Genomic DNA, 14,927 nt, shown 5'->3' with positions numbered 1-14,927 from the left:
GGACGCGGCCCGCTCCACGGTAGGAAGGCGCATGCTGAGAATCGGATCCACGGTGTTGGGCGTCTCGAACGTGCCGCGTGCCGCAGCCTTCTGGACGCAGGCCCTCGGGTACGTCCCCCGGGAGGAGATGACGGACGACTGGGTGGTGCTGGTCCCCGCGGACGGGAACGGCGCCCAGCTGTCCCTGGGCCGCAGTCGGACCCCGGTGCAGACCCACCCCCGGGTGCACCTGGACCTGTACGCGCAGGACGCGGCCGACCAGGCGGCGGAGGTCGACCGGTTGCTCTCCCTCGGCGCCCACCGGGTGGACTGGGACGCGTACCCGCCCGACCCCGACTTCGTGGTGCTCGCGGACCCGGACGGCAACCGCTTCTGCGTCATCGACACCAGCCGCGACTGACCGGCCCCGGTCGGACAGGACGACCTCCGCCGCACCGTCCTGCGCGAGCCCGACCGGCCCCGCGCGCCCCGGAAAGCTGACCCGAGGAGCCGCCCACCGTCACAACGCCCGGGGCCCCGCGGCCACTTCACCCGACCGGCCGCGGAGCAGGAACACGTAGAGTGTGCTGCACACCTGCCGTCCCCGCCCGGGGACGAGCGACGGGGCGGCGCGCCTGGGCACCAGGACGCGGAGCGGGAACGGGGGAACGGTGTACGAGGATGCCCAACACGGTTCGATGGAGCCGCTGACATGAGCCTGCTAGCCATCAGCGACCTCCACGTGCGCTACACCGAGAACCGGGACATCGTCGAGGGACTACGGCCGGAGTCGGACGACGACTGGCTCGTGGTCGCCGGAGACGTCGCCGAGACCTTCGAGGACGTCGTCTGGGCGCTGCGCATCCTGAGCGAACGCTTCGCGAAGGTCATCTGGACCCCCGGCAACCACGAGCTCTGGACCCCGCCCAACGATCCCGTCCAACTCCGGGGCGAGGAACGCTACCGCCACCTCGTCGACACCCTGCGCGGACTCGGCGTGGTCACCCCGGAGGACCCGTACGAGGTGTGGCAGGGCGCCACCGGCCCGGTCGCGATCGCCCCGCTGTTCGTGCTCTACGACTACACCTTCCGGCCCGCCGGCACCTTCACCAAGGCCGGAGCGCTCGAAGTGGCGCACGAGGCCGGTGTGGTCGCCACCGACGAGTACCTGCTGCACTCCGACCCCTACCCCAGCCGCGAGGCGTGGTGCCGCGCCCGACTGGACTACACCCGCGACCGGCTGGACCGGATCGACCCCGAGCTGCCCACCGTGCTCGTCAACCACTTCCCCCTGGTCCGCGAGCCCACCCGCGTGCTGCGCTACCCCGAGTTCGCACTGTGGTGCGGCACCGAGGCCACGGCCGACTGGCACACGAAGTACCGCGCGGCAGCCGTGGTCTACGGGCACCTGCACATCCCGCGCACCATCCACTGCGACGGGGTGCCGCACCGCGAGGTGTCGCTCGGCTATCCCCGCGAGTGGCGCAGCCGGCCGACCGCGCCCGCCGGACTGTGCCGCATCCTCGCCGGGCCCGCACCGGGCACCGACCGCGTCGCACCCGCCTGACACGAGCCGGCAGCAAGACGCGGGACCGTGCCCCGCGCACTACCGTGAGCCCCATGGAGTCCGAGGTCAGAACGTTCCCTCCGCACCCCGTCCGGGGTGTCCGGGCCGTCTACGCGCGCCAGAGCAGTTGCCCCTCCGATTTCGCCGAGGTCACCGTGGACTTCGAGCCCTGGGAGGACGGCATCGTGTTCGAGGTGGCCGCCGACCTGACCACCCACGGAGACCTCGGCCCGGACGAGCTGACCGCCTACCGGACCGCGCTCGCCGCGGGCGTCCGCGAGGAACTGGCGGAGCTGGGCGGCACCACCTGCGCGTTGGCGGTGGTGCTGCGCGGCATCCGGATCCACGAGGTGGACTCCCGCCCGGGGTCCTTCCGGGCGGCCGGCCGCATCGCCGTCCGCAACGCCCTCGCCCGGGCCTACGGGCCACCCCCGCGGCCGAAACGCCGCCGGACCTGACCCGGCCGGACGCCGACGCCCCGGATCGGCCGCGGACCCGGCGATGAGTTCTCCCGGCCCGCACGGTCTCATCCCTCGTCAACACCCGCACCGGAGGAAGGCAAGCAAGAACGTGCCACAGCTACTCAGAGTGCAGAACTTCAACGTGTCGAGCGACGGCATCGGCGCCGGTGAGGACCAGAGCCTCGAACGTCCCTTCGGCCATGTCGATCCCGGGCGGCTGTTCGCCTGGGCCGGCGCCACGGCGAGCTGGCCCATGCGCACCGACCCCGGGGGCAGCCGGGGCCTCGACGACTACTTCACCCGCGACTTCGCCCGCAACATCGGCGCCGAGATCATGGGCCGCAACAAGTTCGGCCCCCAGCGCGGCCCCTGGCAGGACCACACCTGGCAGGGCTGGTGGGGTGACGAGCCCCCGTTCCACACCCCGGTGTACGTCATGACCCACCACGAGCGCCCGTCGTTCACGCTTTCCGACACCACGTTCCACTTCGTCGGCGGTGACCCCGCCACGGTCCTCGACCAGGCCCGGGAAGCGGCGCAGGGCAAGGACGTCCGACTCGGCGGCGGGGCGACCACCATCCGCCAGTTCCTCGACGCCGACCTCGTGGACACCCTGCACGTGGTCGTCTCACCGGTGGAACTCGGGTCGGGCGTGCGCCTGTGGGAGTCCCCCGAGGACCTGCTCGACCGGTTCCACCTGGAGGTCGTGCCCAGCCCGAGCGGGGTGACGCACCACCTGTTCTGGCGCAGATGACCACCGCTCGGGGCGGCCCGTGCCTCACCGCAGGTGGAAGCGGTCCGCCCAGGCCATGACGTCCGTGGTGGTCGCGTTGCCGCCGCAGAGCACCAGCCCCAGCCTCGCCCCGTCACCGACGCGGTCCAGCACCTGCCGGGCCGCCGGGAGGAGGCAGCCCGCGGCCGGCTCCGTCCAGACCTTCGCATGGTTCGCGAGGTCGAGGGTGCCCTGCACGGCCTCGGCGTCCGACACCACGACCACGTCGGTGACCAGGGCGGACACATGGTCGTAGGTGAGCTGGGAAACGGCGGGCGCGCTCAGCGTGGACACGATCGAGGACAATTCGACGGGCACGGGGCCGCCCGCGGCCAGCGCCGCGGACATGGACCGGGCGCCGTCCGTCTCCACGCCCCAGATCCGCACCCCGGGCCGTCGGGCGCGCAGCGCCACGGCGACACCGGAGACCAGGGCGCCACCCCCGACGCTGACGAGGACGTCGGTCACCTCACCGGCGTCCTCCGCGAGTTCCAGACCGACCGTGCCCTGGCCCGCCACCACCACCGGATCGTCGAACGGGTGGACCAGGGTGAGCCCGTCGCCCTGCAAGCGGGTCATGAGCGCGAACGCGGCGTCCATGGTGTCGGCCAGCCGCACCGTGGCCCCCGCGGCTTCGGCGATCTCCACCGCACGTGCGGGTGCCGACCGCGGCATGACCACGGTCGCCTTCACGTCCAGCACCTCGGCCATGACCGCGACGGCGATCCCGTGGTTGCCGCCGCTCACCGCGACCACCCCGGCGGCGCGGTCCGCCGCGCTCAACGCCAGCAGCTTCGCCGCCGCTCCCCGCGCCTTGAAGGAGCCGGTGCGCTGCAACAGCTCCAGCTTGGCGGTGACCGGAACGCCGAGCAGCGCGGACAGGCCCGGGGCGGCGACGGTCGGGGTGCGCAGGACCTGCCCTGCGATGCGGCGGGACGCCTCTTCGATGTCCGAGATGTCGATCACGGCTGTGCCCTTCTGTGCGGGTCCCCGGCGGACGACGGAAGGGGACGACCCCGCCGGCGGGCTCGCGCGAGTCCCCCGCGGAGACCTACGGACCGTAGCACCGCCCAGCGGCGGGAAGGGCGCCCCCCGACGCGCTGAGCAGCGCAGACGCTCCGTTCAGGGCCGGGACCACGCGGTGCAGCCGGTGTCCGCGCCGGCCGCGCCCGCACAGACCCGGTAGCTGAGCACCGGTGCGCTGGTGCCCGTGCTCTGCTCCCCGCACCCGGCGGTGACCCCGTTGGCGTCGGCGATCGTCGCCGTCACCAGGTTCCCGGAGCTGTTCCTGAACGTGTAGTGGGTCCGTACGCCCCAGTTGTCGCTGAAGGTGTCACAGGCGTACACCCGTAGACCGTCGCTGCCCGCGCCCCCGTACCCGCGGGTCTGACCGTTGACCTGCACCGTCTGCTCACCGGCCGAGGCCGGTGCCGCCGTGAGCAGCACGGTGCCCGTCGCGGTGACGGCCGTCAGTAGCGCTCGGATCGTTCGTCCCATGGCTCAATCCCCCTGATCGTGCGATGCGTCACCAAGAGCCTGGCACCGGCCGGCCCGTGCGAACCCCCGGCGCCGGGCAGGTCACCCGGATCCCTGATCCGCGGGACGGTTGTTCACCTCCCCACCGGGGTGGACATCCCGCGGGACCACTGGACCGTCCTCGCGGACCGGCGAGCGGGGACGGCCCGGGCCGCTCAGGTCCGGCTGCGGGTGACCAGCGCGTCCGGGTCGGCCCGGTGCCCGGGCGCCGGCTCCGCCGGCTCGGACTCCCGTAGACCGATCCGCGCGTGCAACCGCCGCAGCGGCCCCGGCGCCCACCAGTTGGCGCCGCCCGCCAGACGCATGAACGCGGGTACCAACAACCCGCGCACCACCGTGGCGTCCATGAGCACGGCGAGCGCCAGCCCCAGGCCGATGGCCTTCAGATAGGTGATGCCCGAGGTCATGAAGCCGGCGAAGACGATGGCGACGAGCAGCGCCGCGGCCGACACCAGACTGCCGGTGCGGCCCAGTCCCCGGGCCACCGACCCGACGGGGTCACCCGTTCGTTCGTACTCCTCCTTGATGCGGGAGAGCAGGAACACCTCGTAGTCCATCGACAGTCCGAAGGCGATGCAGAACAGCAGCATCGGGACGCTCCACGTGATCGCGCCGGTCACCGTGAAGCTGCCGATGACGCCGTCCAGATGACCTTCCTGGAAGCCCCACACCAGGACGCCGAAGGTGGCACTCAGGCTCAGCAGGTTCAGCACCAGCGCCTTGATCGGCAGCAGCACGCTCCCCGTCAGCAGGAACAGCAGGACCAGCGTGCTGCCGCCGATGACGGCCAGCGCCCAGGGCATCTTCGACGTCAAGGAGTGCAACGAGTCCTCCAGGACCGCGCCGGGACCGGTGACCTGGACGGGGAACGGCGCCGGCGCGGTGCGGATCTCCCGCACCAGTTCCCGCCCCGCGTCGTTCGTCTCGGGTTCCTCCGGGACCACCTTCAGATAGGCGGACCGCTCCACGGCGAAGGCGGCCGAGGCGGCACCCGGGGGAGTGCGGCGTTCGCCGTGCGCATAGCCGCCCGTGTAGGTGTCGACCCGCGCCACGCCGTCCAGCCGGGACAGCCGCTGCGCGTAGGCGTCGACCTCGCCCGCGGCCCCCGCGGGGTCGCCCACCGCACGCAGCACCACCAACGCGGCGTGGTTCTCCTGGGAGGGGTACGCGTTGCGCATGACCTCACCGACCTGGAAGGAACTGGCGCTCGACGGCAGCACGCGTTCGTCGGCCAGGCTCAGCTTGAGGTGGAGGAACGGTGCCCCGAGCAGCAGGAGCAGGGCGACGGTCGCCAGACCGACGGGCAACGGGAAGCGCATCACCGCGGTGGCCGTACGGTGCCAGAAGTTCTCCTCCTGCCGGGGCCGCCCGGACCGGCCGGGCACCCGGAGGCTGTCGATGCGCGGACCGAGGACCCGCAACAGCGCCGGGAGCACGGTCACCGAGGCCAGGGCGGCGATCAGTGCCACGGGAATGCCGGAGTAGGCGAAGGAACGCAGGAAGGAGAACGGGAAGACCAGCAGACCGCCGAGCGCCAGCGCGACCGTCACCGCGGAGAACGCCACGGTGCGGCCCGCCGTGCGCACACTGGTGATCAGGGCCGTGTCGGTGTCGGCGCCGCGCGCCAACTCCTCGCGGTACCGGCTGATGACGAACAGGCTGTAGTCGACGGCGAGTCCCAGCCCCAGCCCGGTGGTGATGTTCATCGCGAAGACCGACACCTCGGTGAACAGGGTGAGCACGCGCAGCACGAAGAAGGCGCACGCCATCGTCAGGGTGCCGATCACCAGCGGCATCGCGGCGGCGACCACTCCCCGGAAGACGAAGATCAGGAGGACCAGGAGCACCGGCATCGCGAGGGCCTCGGCCTTGATCAGGTCCGCCATCGTCCGGTCGGTCATCTCGACGCCCGCCTTCGCGGTGCCGCCCTGCCGGATCGCCACCCCTTCCACGGTGCCCTCGTACGTCCCGCCGTGCTCGGACATCCACCTCTGGACGTGGTTCTCGTCCCCCTCGACCCAGGCCAGGATCAGGGCACTTCGGGAGTCCGCGGCCCGCAGTGCTGCCGGCCGGCCCGTCGACCAGTACGAGTACGCCTGGTGGACGTCGGGTTCCGCGGACAGACGTTCCGTCACCCGCGCGGCGGCAGCGGCGACCGCCGCGTCGTCCACTCCCCGTGCGTCCTCGACGAGCAGCACCAGATTGGGTTGACCCACGTCGAACCGGTCGGCCAGGAACGCCGCCGCCCGGGCCGACTCGGTCCCCGGGTCCTCGTAGCCGCCGGCCGAGAGTCTCGGGAACGCGGTGGCGCCCACGGCGGCGGCGACCACGAACAGCAGCAGGGCGACGCGCAGGAAGCGCCGGCGTTGCCGTAGGACGGCCCGGGCCAGTGACTGGAGCATGTCTGTCTCTCCTCGGAGTGTTCCGCCCCCGCCCACCGGATGACCGGTGCACAGGGGCCCGTCGAGCGGGAGCGCCTTCGCGGGGGGGGGCACGGCCGTGCTCCCCGCGGGGCGCTTCCAGGAGGTCGACGGAACGAGGCCCCCCGTTCGTGACATCGGGGCGCGGGCCGTGGCTCCGACGGCCTCGGGCACGTCGGTCCGCCGGACGGAACCTAGAATCGGACGGGATCACGAACGCACGGGGCAGGGGGCAATGGGTGGAGCTGACCGACGTGTTGGCGGACGCCGACTGGGCATCGCACCGCCCCGCGGTCTTCGGAGCGGCCTACCGGATCCTGGGCACCGTGGCCGAGGCCGAGGACGTCACCCAGGAGGTCTGGTTGCGCGCCGCCGCGGCCGACCTGTCCGACGTGCGCGACCTCCGGGCCTGGTTGGTGACCGTGGCCGCCCGGACCTCGTACAACGTGCTGAAGTCGGCCCGGGTCCGACGCGAGTCCTATGTCGGGCCCTGGCTCCCCGAGCCGCTGCTGACGGGACCCGACGTCGCCACCCAGGTGCTCGTGGACGAGTCGGTGGGCACCGCGATGCTGGTCGTCATGGAGCGGCTCACCCCCGCCGAGCGGGTGGCGCTGGTGCTGCACGACGTCTTCGACTTCCCGTTCGCCCGGATCGCCGAGGTGCTGGGCGGCACGCCCGCCGCCAGCCGGAAGCTCGCCTCCCGTGCGCGGGCGCGGATCGCCCAGGTCAAGGAGCGCCCCCGGGCGTCCAGAGCCGAAACGGAACGCGTCCTCGGGGCGTTCAAAGCGGCCGCCGAAGCGGGGGACATGGCCGGGCTCGTCGCCCTGCTGGACCCCGGGGCGGTCTACGTCGGCGACGGCGGCGGTCGGGTCGCCGCCGCCCGCAGGCCGGTCCTGGGCGCCGAGCCGATCGCCCTGCTGGCGGTCAGACTGGTCACGATCCGTCGCCCCGACGCGACCCGGATCGTCGAGGTGAACGGATACCCGGCCCTGGCGACCTACCGCGCGGGTCAGCTGCTCTGGCTCGACACCGCGGAGATCACCGACGGGCGGATCACGGAGCTCCGCAGACTGGCCAATCCCGAGAAGCTGGCCCGCATCGGTCACATCTGAATCCGCTGTCTTGTCTCCCTGCCGAACCCTCCGATCCCCGGAGGGGCAAGGACCGGAAAGGGACGACACGATGGCCCACGTAGTGATCATCGGAGGCGGTTTCGCAGGCGTGTGGAGCGCGGCGGGCGCGGCGCTGGTCCGCGGCGACGCGGACCTGCGCATCACGCTCATCGCGCCGAACGAACACCTGGTGCTCAGGCCGCGGCTCTACGAACCGGCGCCGGACCTGGCCAAGGTCGAGCTGAGCCGGATCCTCGAACCGATCGGGGTCGAGCACCTGCGGGCCTCGGTGAGCACGATCGACACGGCTCGCCGCGTCGTGGTGGCAGCCGGTCGGGAGATCGCCTACGACCGTTTGGTGCTGGCGGCGGGCAGCAAGCTCGTCCCGCCCCGGGGCCTGCCCGGCGCCGAACGGCTCTTCGACATCGACACCCTGGACGGGGCCCGCCGCCTCACCGACCATCTGCGTGACCGGGCGGAGCACTCCGTCGTGGTCGTCGGCGCCGGATTCGTCGGACTGGAGGCCGCCACCGAACTGGCCGCCCGAGGAAGGGTGTTGCTACTGGACCGGTCGGAGGTGGTCGCCGAACAACTCGGCCCGGGCCCGCGGCCGACGATCGAGTCGGCCCTGGACGAGTTGGGCGTCGAACGTCGCCTGGGGACGACGGTGACGGAGGTCGGCGACGGGTACGCCGTGCTCTCCGACGGCACCAGGGTCCCGGCGGACGCCGTGGTCTGGTCCGTGGGGATCAGGGCCAGTGAGCTCACCCGGCAGATCTCCGAGGAGTTGGACCACCTCGGCAGGATCCCGGTGGACCGACACCTGCGGGCGCTTCCCGAGGTGTTCGTCGCCGGAGACACGGCGGCCGCGGCCTTCGACTCCGAGCACACCGTCATGCAGGCGTGCCAGCATGCCACCCCGCTGGGCAGGGTGGCCGGCTACAACGCGGCGGCCGATCTGCTCGACGTGCCGCTGCGCGACTTCACCCCGGGCCCGTACGTCACCTGCCTGAACCTGGGGAGCGCCGGTGCGGTCTTTACCCGGGGGTGGGACCGCAGGGTGATGGCCTCCGGCGCCGAGGGCGCGACCGTCAAGAAGTGGATCAACGAGCAGATCCACCCGCCGGTCGACGACGCCGCGCAGATCCTTGCCGCCGCCGACCACGTCCACCTCGACATCCCCTTCTTCCCCCTCCCGGACGAGGAGACCGCTTCCGCCGTCTGAACCCCGCATCGGGGCCGTCCGGCCCTCACGGCCCGGCCGGCCGTGAGGGCCGGGCTGCTAACATCGCCGTCATGGCACGAGGCATCTGGTCGCAGAAGGTTCGATCCGCCCGCTGACGGCGGCGCCTTCTCCCTGCTCAATCAGCGCTCGCCGTTCCGGTTCCCGCCGGGCGGCCCTTCCGCTTGCCCGGCTCCACTGCGAGCTGCGGAGCACCGTTGAACCCCACTCCGATCACTTCGACCACCTCGATCCACGAAGCCGTGTCCCCGCCCGTCGGGGCGGGCGCCGGCGCACACCTCCGCATCGAGGGCGTCACCGTCACCCGTGGAGCCCGACGCGTCCTGAACGACGTTTCGCTCACCGTGTCCGCCCGGTCGCGGACCGCCGTCGTCGGCGAGAACGGCCGCGGCAAGACGACCCTCCTGCACGTACTCGCCGGGCTGATCACACCCGACGGGGGCACCGTCCACCGGGCCGGCACGATCGGCCTGGCACGCCAGGAACTGTCCGTGCGGGGCGGCGAGACCGTCGGCACCCTGACCTCCCGGGCGCTGACCGCGTCGCTGGCCGCCCTCGACGCGCTGGACCGGGCGGCACAGGCCCTGGCCGACGGTGACCCCGCCGCCGACGACCGGTACGCTGCCGCGCTCGAAGCGGCCACCCGGCTCGACGCGTGGGACGCCGAACGCCGCGTCGACGTCGCACTCGAAGCCCTGGGCGCCCCCACCGACCGCGACCGCCCCCTGACGACGATGTCGGTCGGGCAGCGCTACCGGGTCAGGCTGGCGTGCCTGCTCGGTGCCCGACACGACGTCCTGCTGCTCGACGAACCGACCAACCACCTCGATGCCGCCGGGCTGGACTTCCTGACCCGCAGACTGCGCGAGCACCACGGCGGGCTCGCCGTGGTCAGCCACGACCGGGCGCTGCTGCGCGACGTCGCCGACCGGTTCCTCGACCTCGACCCGACCCGTGACGGCCGGGCCCGCCTGTACACCGGGAGCTACGACTCCTGGCAGGACGGCAGACGACGCGAGCGGGAACGCTGGGAACAGGACCACGAGGAGCAGCAGGCCGAGCACCTCCGGCTCCAGGACGCGGTGTCGAAGGCCCGGGACCGGCTCTCCACGGGCTGGCGACCGGACAAGGGGACGGGGAAGCACCAACGGCAGTCCCGTGCACCGGGCGTCGTCCAGGCCCTGAACCGGCAGCAGGAAGCCCTGGAAGCGCACCGGATCGACGTACCGGAGCCGCCACCGGCCCTGCGGTGGCCCGACTTCGGGGTCCGTCCGGGTGCGCCACAGGTGCGGGCGCACGGTGTCGCCGTCGCCGGGCGGTTGACCGGTCCCCTCGACCTCACCCTCGGCGGCGGTGACCGGCTGCTGGTCACCGGACCGAACGGTGCCGGCAAGTCCACGCTGCTCGCGGTGCTGGCCGGTTCGCTCGCTCCCACGGACGGGCACGTCGTGGTGGCGCAGGGGGCGCGGATCGTCCGGGTCACCCAGGAGACCGCCACGCTGGACCCCCGACGCACGGCCCGTGAGGTGTACGCCGACCAGGTGGGACGGTGGGTGGCCCGCGGTGTGCTGCGGGACGCCGACGCCCTGCCGCTGGGAGGGCTCGGGCTGCTGGACTCCGAGGCCGCTCGCACCCCGGTCGGGCGGATGTCGCAGGGACAGCAGCGGCGCCTCGATCTGGCGCTGGCGCTGGCCGGGCGGCCCGGACTGGTCCTGCTCGACGAGCCGACCAACCACCTGTCGTCGGCGCTGGTCGACGAGCTGACCGTCGCGCTCCGCGCCACGAGCGCCGCCGTCGTCGTCGCCACGCACGACCGGCAACTACTGCGGGACCTCGCCGACTGGCCGCGTCTGGACGTGGGCTGACCTCCGGTACCGGGCGTAGCGAGCCGGTGTGACGTCGAGGTGGCGGGTGAAGTGCCGGTTCAGATGGGCCTGGTCGTAGAAGCCCACCGCCGCTGCGACGTCCGCCGGTCGCTGGCCGGCGAGCAGGAGCCGGCGTGCCCGGTCGATGCGCCTCCCGGTGAGGTAGGCGTGCGGCGGGAGCCCGTAGGTCTGCTGGAAACAGCGCACCAGATGGGTGGGGTGGGCGTGCAGCAGCCCGGCCGCCTCGTGGAGGGTCAGCCCGTCGGACAGGCGCTCGTCCAGCAGGTCGCGTAGGGCGCTGGCCGTGCGCGAGGGCTCGCGGTCCGGCGCTCCGGTCCGCGGTGCACGGAGGTGGCGGAGCAGCCGTTCGCGTACCAGCGTGAGTCGGCACTCCGCTTCGAACGCGTCCTGCGGGCCGGTGAGTGCCCCGTGCAGTTGGTGGACGCGACGGCGCAGGACCCGGTCCGCGTGGACCGGGTCGTCCACCGCGGCTCCGATCCACCGTGCCGGGAGGACCCCGGTGTCGAGGTAGAGCACGCGCTTGCGGAACCCCGACGGCTGCACCGTCCTCCCGTCGTGGGGTACCCCGGGCGGCAGCAGGACCACCGCACCCGCGCCGGCCGCTCCGTGGCGACGCCGGTCGACGGCGAAGTCCACCGTCCCGTCGTCGAGGATCATCAGGCTCCACGTGTCATGGGTGTGCACCGGGTAGGCGTGGTCGGTGAACCGGGCGTGGAACACCTCGGTGATCCCCGCGACCGACGGTCGCCAGGCGCTGACTCGGGTGCGGGGCGGCTCGTCGGTCATGCCAGGAACGTACAAGACCCGGTGCCGGGGGTGGTCGCATGCTCGTCGCATGACCACACGCAAGGAATCCGTGAACCTCACCCACGCCCTCGCGCAGTTCAACGAGCTCTGGGCGCAGAAGAAGCTCGCCGATCTCAACGACTACGAAGTCAAAGTCGCCAAGCTGAAGGGCGAGTTCGTCTGGCACGCCCACGAGGAGACCGACGAACTGTTCCTGGTCATCAGCGGCCGGCTCGTCATCCAGCTCAGGGACGGCGACGTCGTGCTCGAACCGGGGGAGCTGTTCGTGGTGCCCCGGGGCGTCGAGCACTGCCCGGTGGCCGACGAGGAGACGGCCGTCCTGCTGGTGGAACCGGCGGGAGTCCGCAACACGGGCGATGCGGGCGGGCCGCTGACCCGGGCCCCCGAGACCCTGGGCTGACGCCGCCCTAGGCGCGGGCGTCCTCGTCCGGGTGCAGGGCGTCGAGGATCAGGGCGAGGCCGAAGGCGAACTCGTCGGCGTAGTCGTACCCGGGCTTGAGGGCGTGTTCGGTGGCGAGTTCGGTGAGGTGGGGGTAGGCGTCGGCGGGCATGTCACGGAGGATGGCGCCCGCGACGTCGTCCAACTCCGCCGCCCCGTTGAACGGCAGGCTCAGCTCCTGCATCACGAAGCCGTACAGGTAGCTGTCGATCAGCGAGAAGGCGTGCGCGGCCATCGCGACGGAGAAGCCCCCCGTGCGCAGCGTCCCGATGACGGCGTCGTGGTGGCGCAGGGTCGCCGGGCCGGGCCGGGCGCGGGAGTCCAGCAGGCCGACGGCCCACGGATGGCTCCGGAGCACGGTGCGTACGGAGATCGCGCGCAGCCGCATGGCGCTCTTCCAGTCGGCGTCGCGCGGGGGTAGGGCGATCTCGCTGAACACGGCGTCCACCATGCCGTCGAGGATGTCGTCCCTGCTCGCCACGTGGTGGTAGAGCGACATGGCTTCGACGCCCAGCGGTTCGGCGATGGCCCGCATGGTGAGCGCGGCCGTGCCCCTCTCGTCCGCCACCGCGACCGCAGCGCGGATCACGCGGTCGCGGCTGAGCGGGGTGCGTGCCGCCCCCTTGCGCCGGCCCTGGCCCGCCTCGCGCATCTACCGTCCCCTTCCCGACTCCTTGACTGCCTTACGCCATAAGGTTACGTTCCCTTACAACGTAAGGTCAATGTTGCGGCGAAGGGGATGCGCCATGGGCACGGATCGAGTGAAGAAGGTCTGCATCATCGGGGCGTCGGGGAAGCTCGGCCAGTACATGGTCCGACACGCGCTGGAGCGCGGCTACGAGGTGGTGGGCGTGTGCCGGGAGCGCAGCGTGCCGAAGCTGGCCGGGTTCGCAGGGCGGATGACCGTCGTCCCCGGACCCACGAACGACCCGGAGGTGATCCGGCGGGCGGTCGCCGGGTGCGACGGGGTGCTGACGGTCCTGGTGCCCTGGGGCGTGCAGCAGTACGCCTCGGGCACGGCGCAGGCGGTGCTCGACCACGCGCGGCCGGACGCCCGTCTGGTCTTCTCCTGCGGCTGGCACATCACCCGCGACGGCAAGGACACGTACGCGCGGCTGTTCACGGCAGCCGTCCGGGTCGCCGCCCTCCTGGGCAAACTGGTCCGCGCCGTCGAGATCGACGACCAGGTGGAGGCGTGCCGCCGGGTGTTCGCCAGCGACACCCGGTGGACCGTGGTGCGCGGCAGCACCTTGGAGGAGGGCGAGAGCCAGGGCCTGCCGGTGTGGAGCCGGCGGGTGGGCGATCCGGTACTCGCGAGCAACCTCACCCGCCGGGTGGACTTCGCGCTGTTCATGGTGGCGGCGCTCACCGACGACGCGCTCGTCCAGGAGGCCCCGGCGATCGTCGGCCGCTACACCCCGAGCGCCCTCGCCCACGGCCCCGGCGCGGGCGGTCGGGAGCGGCAGCCCGAAGACCGCACCTGACCCGTGCGCTGCCGCCCCCGTAGCGGCAGCGCCGTGCAGCGGCCCGGCGTCGTCGGCGCCGGCCCCCGCCCCGCCGGGACGTCCGCGGAGCGGACGGGTCACATGCCGGCCAGCTGGCCGCCGTCCACGAGATGGGTGGAACCCGTCTGGAAGCCGAAGTCGGCGGAGGCCATGCCGAGGGCCGCGGCGGCGATCTCCTCCGGCAACGCCATCCGCTTGAACGCGTCCACGCTCCGAGCCGCCGTCTCCGCCTTCAAACGCACCCACTCCGCGTCCGAGACGCCCGCGGGCCGGTGCACGTCCAACATCGGCGTGTCCGTCATGCCCGGTGCGAGGGCGACCACCCGGATGTTGTACGGACCGTTCTCGATGGCGGCGGCCTGGACGAGCCCGGTCACGCTGTTCTTGGACGCCGTGTAGGAGGCCAACCCCGGCCGCGTCTGGATCTGGTTCGACGAGCCGGTCGCGATGATCACGCCACCTCCCCGGCGCCGCATGTGCGGGATCTCGTACTTCAACGACAGGAACAGTCCGCGCGCATTGGTGAGGGCGACATCGTCCCAGTCCGCGACCGACACCTCGTGCAGATCCGTGAACGCCTTCTGCACGCCCGCGTTGTTGAAGGCGACGTCCGGGCCGCCGTACCGGTCGACCACCCGGTCCACGAACGACTCCACCTGCGCGGGGTCGCGGACGTCGGCGCGGAAGTAGGTGGCCTCGCCGCCGGACCCGCGGATCTCCTGTTCGACCTCACGGCCGAGGCGCGCCGTCCGTCCGCAGAAGCCGACCCGGGCGCCCTCCCGGGCGAAGGCCAACGCCGTGGCCCGTCCGATCCCCTTGGTGGCGCCGGTGATCAGCACCGTCTTGCCCGCGTACCGGCCGGCACCGGACCTCCCCGCGGCCCGCTGCGAGGCCGCTGCGCCCGGTGCCCCCAGGGCCGCACCGGCCGCCGCGGCCGCCGTCCCACCCAGTACGGTCCTCCGGTTCACCGATCCGACTCTCCTGTCCGTCACTGCCTCGTCCTTCACCGTCGTCCTCCTGGTGCCCGTACGTGCGATCACCCCGAACCCTGCTGCACCCACGGACCGGGGACATCCGCCGGACGAAGGGGGGTCCGTGCCGACGAACGGCGGTTGCGGCGTTCGGAGACCCCCGACTTTCGTCGCATGCGCCCGGCATCCCCGTTGCCTACCATGCACGGAATGCGGACCACTACGCCGT

General features: G+C 72.5%; 15 protein-coding genes. 9 read left to right on the top strand and 6 right to left on the bottom strand.

The window, feature by feature from the left end:
- The first annotated feature begins 31 nt into the window (after window positions 1-31).
- From ACFYOU_RS12910 to ACFYOU_RS12895, 4 genes are all read left to right on the top strand, one after another.
- Window positions 32-400 carry a VOC family protein gene (locus ACFYOU_RS12910; RefSeq protein ID WP_391305305.1) on the top strand — a complete coding sequence of 123 codons (369 nt, stop codon included), beginning with the start codon at window positions 32-34 and terminating at the stop codon, window positions 398-400.
- Window positions 401-691: 291 nt separating this feature from the next.
- Entirely contained in the window at window positions 692-1,546 is an 855-nt protein-coding gene (locus ACFYOU_RS12905) for a metallophosphoesterase (RefSeq protein ID WP_391305303.1), read from the top strand.
- Between the two features lie 53 nt (window positions 1,547-1,599).
- Window positions 1,600-2,004, top strand: coding sequence for a hypothetical protein (locus tag ACFYOU_RS12900; RefSeq protein WP_391305301.1), 405 nt, complete (start codon window positions 1,600-1,602; stop codon window positions 2,002-2,004).
- A 112-nt stretch (window positions 2,005-2,116) separates the two neighbouring features.
- Window positions 2,117-2,761: a dihydrofolate reductase family protein gene (locus ACFYOU_RS12895; RefSeq protein WP_391305299.1), complete on the top strand. Its 645-nt coding sequence runs from the start codon at window positions 2,117-2,119 to the stop codon at window positions 2,759-2,761.
- A 24-nt stretch (window positions 2,762-2,785) separates the two neighbouring features.
- On the opposite strand, the gene ACFYOU_RS12890 is transcribed toward ACFYOU_RS12895, so the two are convergent.
- From ACFYOU_RS12890 to ACFYOU_RS12880, 3 genes are all read right to left on the bottom strand, one after another.
- Window positions 2,786-3,745 carry a pyridoxal-phosphate dependent enzyme gene (locus ACFYOU_RS12890; protein WP_391305298.1) on the bottom strand — a complete coding sequence of 320 codons (960 nt, stop codon included), beginning with the start codon at window positions 3,743-3,745 and terminating at the stop codon, window positions 2,786-2,788.
- 156 nt (window positions 3,746-3,901) lie between these two features.
- Window positions 3,902-4,276, bottom strand: a complete 375-nt coding sequence (locus tag ACFYOU_RS12885; protein WP_389761610.1) for a hypothetical protein — start codon at window positions 4,274-4,276, stop codon at window positions 3,902-3,904.
- Window positions 4,277-4,470: 194 nt separating this feature from the next.
- Complete coding sequence (locus ACFYOU_RS12880; RefSeq protein ID WP_391305296.1) at window positions 4,471-6,717, bottom strand: MMPL family transporter; 2,247 nt, start codon at window positions 6,715-6,717, stop codon at window positions 4,471-4,473.
- 257 nt (window positions 6,718-6,974) lie between these two features.
- Here ACFYOU_RS12880 and sigJ point away from each other — a divergent pair, with 257 nt between their 5' ends.
- The 3 genes from sigJ to ACFYOU_RS12865 all read left to right on the top strand — a co-directional run bounded on the left by sigJ (window position 6,975) and on the right by ACFYOU_RS12865 (window position 10,955).
- Window positions 6,975-7,847, top strand: a complete 873-nt coding sequence (gene sigJ, locus ACFYOU_RS12875) for an RNA polymerase sigma factor SigJ (protein ID WP_391305295.1) — start codon at window positions 6,975-6,977, stop codon at window positions 7,845-7,847.
- Between the two features lie 70 nt (window positions 7,848-7,917).
- Window positions 7,918-9,072: an FAD-dependent oxidoreductase gene (locus tag ACFYOU_RS12870; protein WP_391305294.1), complete on the top strand. Its 1,155-nt coding sequence runs from the start codon at window positions 7,918-7,920 to the stop codon at window positions 9,070-9,072.
- A gap of 215 nt (window positions 9,073-9,287) precedes the next feature.
- Window positions 9,288-10,955, top strand: a complete 1,668-nt coding sequence (locus tag ACFYOU_RS12865; RefSeq protein ID WP_391305292.1) for an ATP-binding cassette domain-containing protein — start codon at window positions 9,288-9,290, stop codon at window positions 10,953-10,955.
- Here ACFYOU_RS12865 and ACFYOU_RS12860 read toward each other — a convergent pair.
- Window positions 10,911-11,762: an AraC family ligand binding domain-containing protein gene (locus tag ACFYOU_RS12860; protein ID WP_391305290.1), complete on the bottom strand. Its 852-nt coding sequence runs from the start codon at window positions 11,760-11,762 to the stop codon at window positions 10,911-10,913. The genes ACFYOU_RS12865 and ACFYOU_RS12860 overlap by 45 nt on opposite strands.
- Window positions 11,763-11,811: 49 nt before the next feature.
- Here ACFYOU_RS12860 and ACFYOU_RS12855 point away from each other — a divergent pair, with 49 nt between their 5' ends.
- Window positions 11,812-12,183 (top strand): cupin domain-containing protein, encoded by a 372-nt coding sequence (locus ACFYOU_RS12855; protein ID WP_391305288.1) that lies wholly within the window; start codon window positions 11,812-11,814, stop codon window positions 12,181-12,183.
- Between the two features lie 7 nt (window positions 12,184-12,190).
- Here the strand turns inward: ACFYOU_RS12855 and ACFYOU_RS12850 are convergent, their stop codons facing one another.
- Entirely contained in the window at window positions 12,191-12,874 is a 684-nt protein-coding gene (locus ACFYOU_RS12850; RefSeq protein ID WP_391305287.1) for a TetR/AcrR family transcriptional regulator C-terminal domain-containing protein, read from the bottom strand.
- Window positions 12,875-12,968: 94 nt separating this feature from the next.
- On the opposite strand from ACFYOU_RS12850, the gene ACFYOU_RS12845 reads away from it, so the two are divergent.
- Window positions 12,969-13,706, top strand: coding sequence for an NAD(P)H-binding protein (locus tag ACFYOU_RS12845; RefSeq protein WP_391305285.1), 738 nt, complete (start codon window positions 12,969-12,971; stop codon window positions 13,704-13,706).
- A gap of 98 nt (window positions 13,707-13,804) precedes the next feature.
- Here the strand turns inward: ACFYOU_RS12845 and ACFYOU_RS12840 are convergent, their stop codons facing one another.
- The gene (locus ACFYOU_RS12840) at window positions 13,805-14,695 is read right to left on the bottom strand and encodes an SDR family oxidoreductase (RefSeq protein WP_391305284.1); all 891 of its coding nucleotides are present in this window, start codon (window positions 14,693-14,695) and stop codon (window positions 13,805-13,807) included.
- Between the last annotated feature and the right edge of the window lie 232 nt (window positions 14,696-14,927).

Origin of the sequence: Streptomyces sp. NPDC005955 (assembly GCF_042871255.1) — a bacterium.
GTDB lineage: Bacteria > Actinomycetota > Actinomycetes > Streptomycetales > Streptomycetaceae > Streptomyces.
This window is presented reverse-complemented; position numbering and strand designations above follow the sequence as displayed.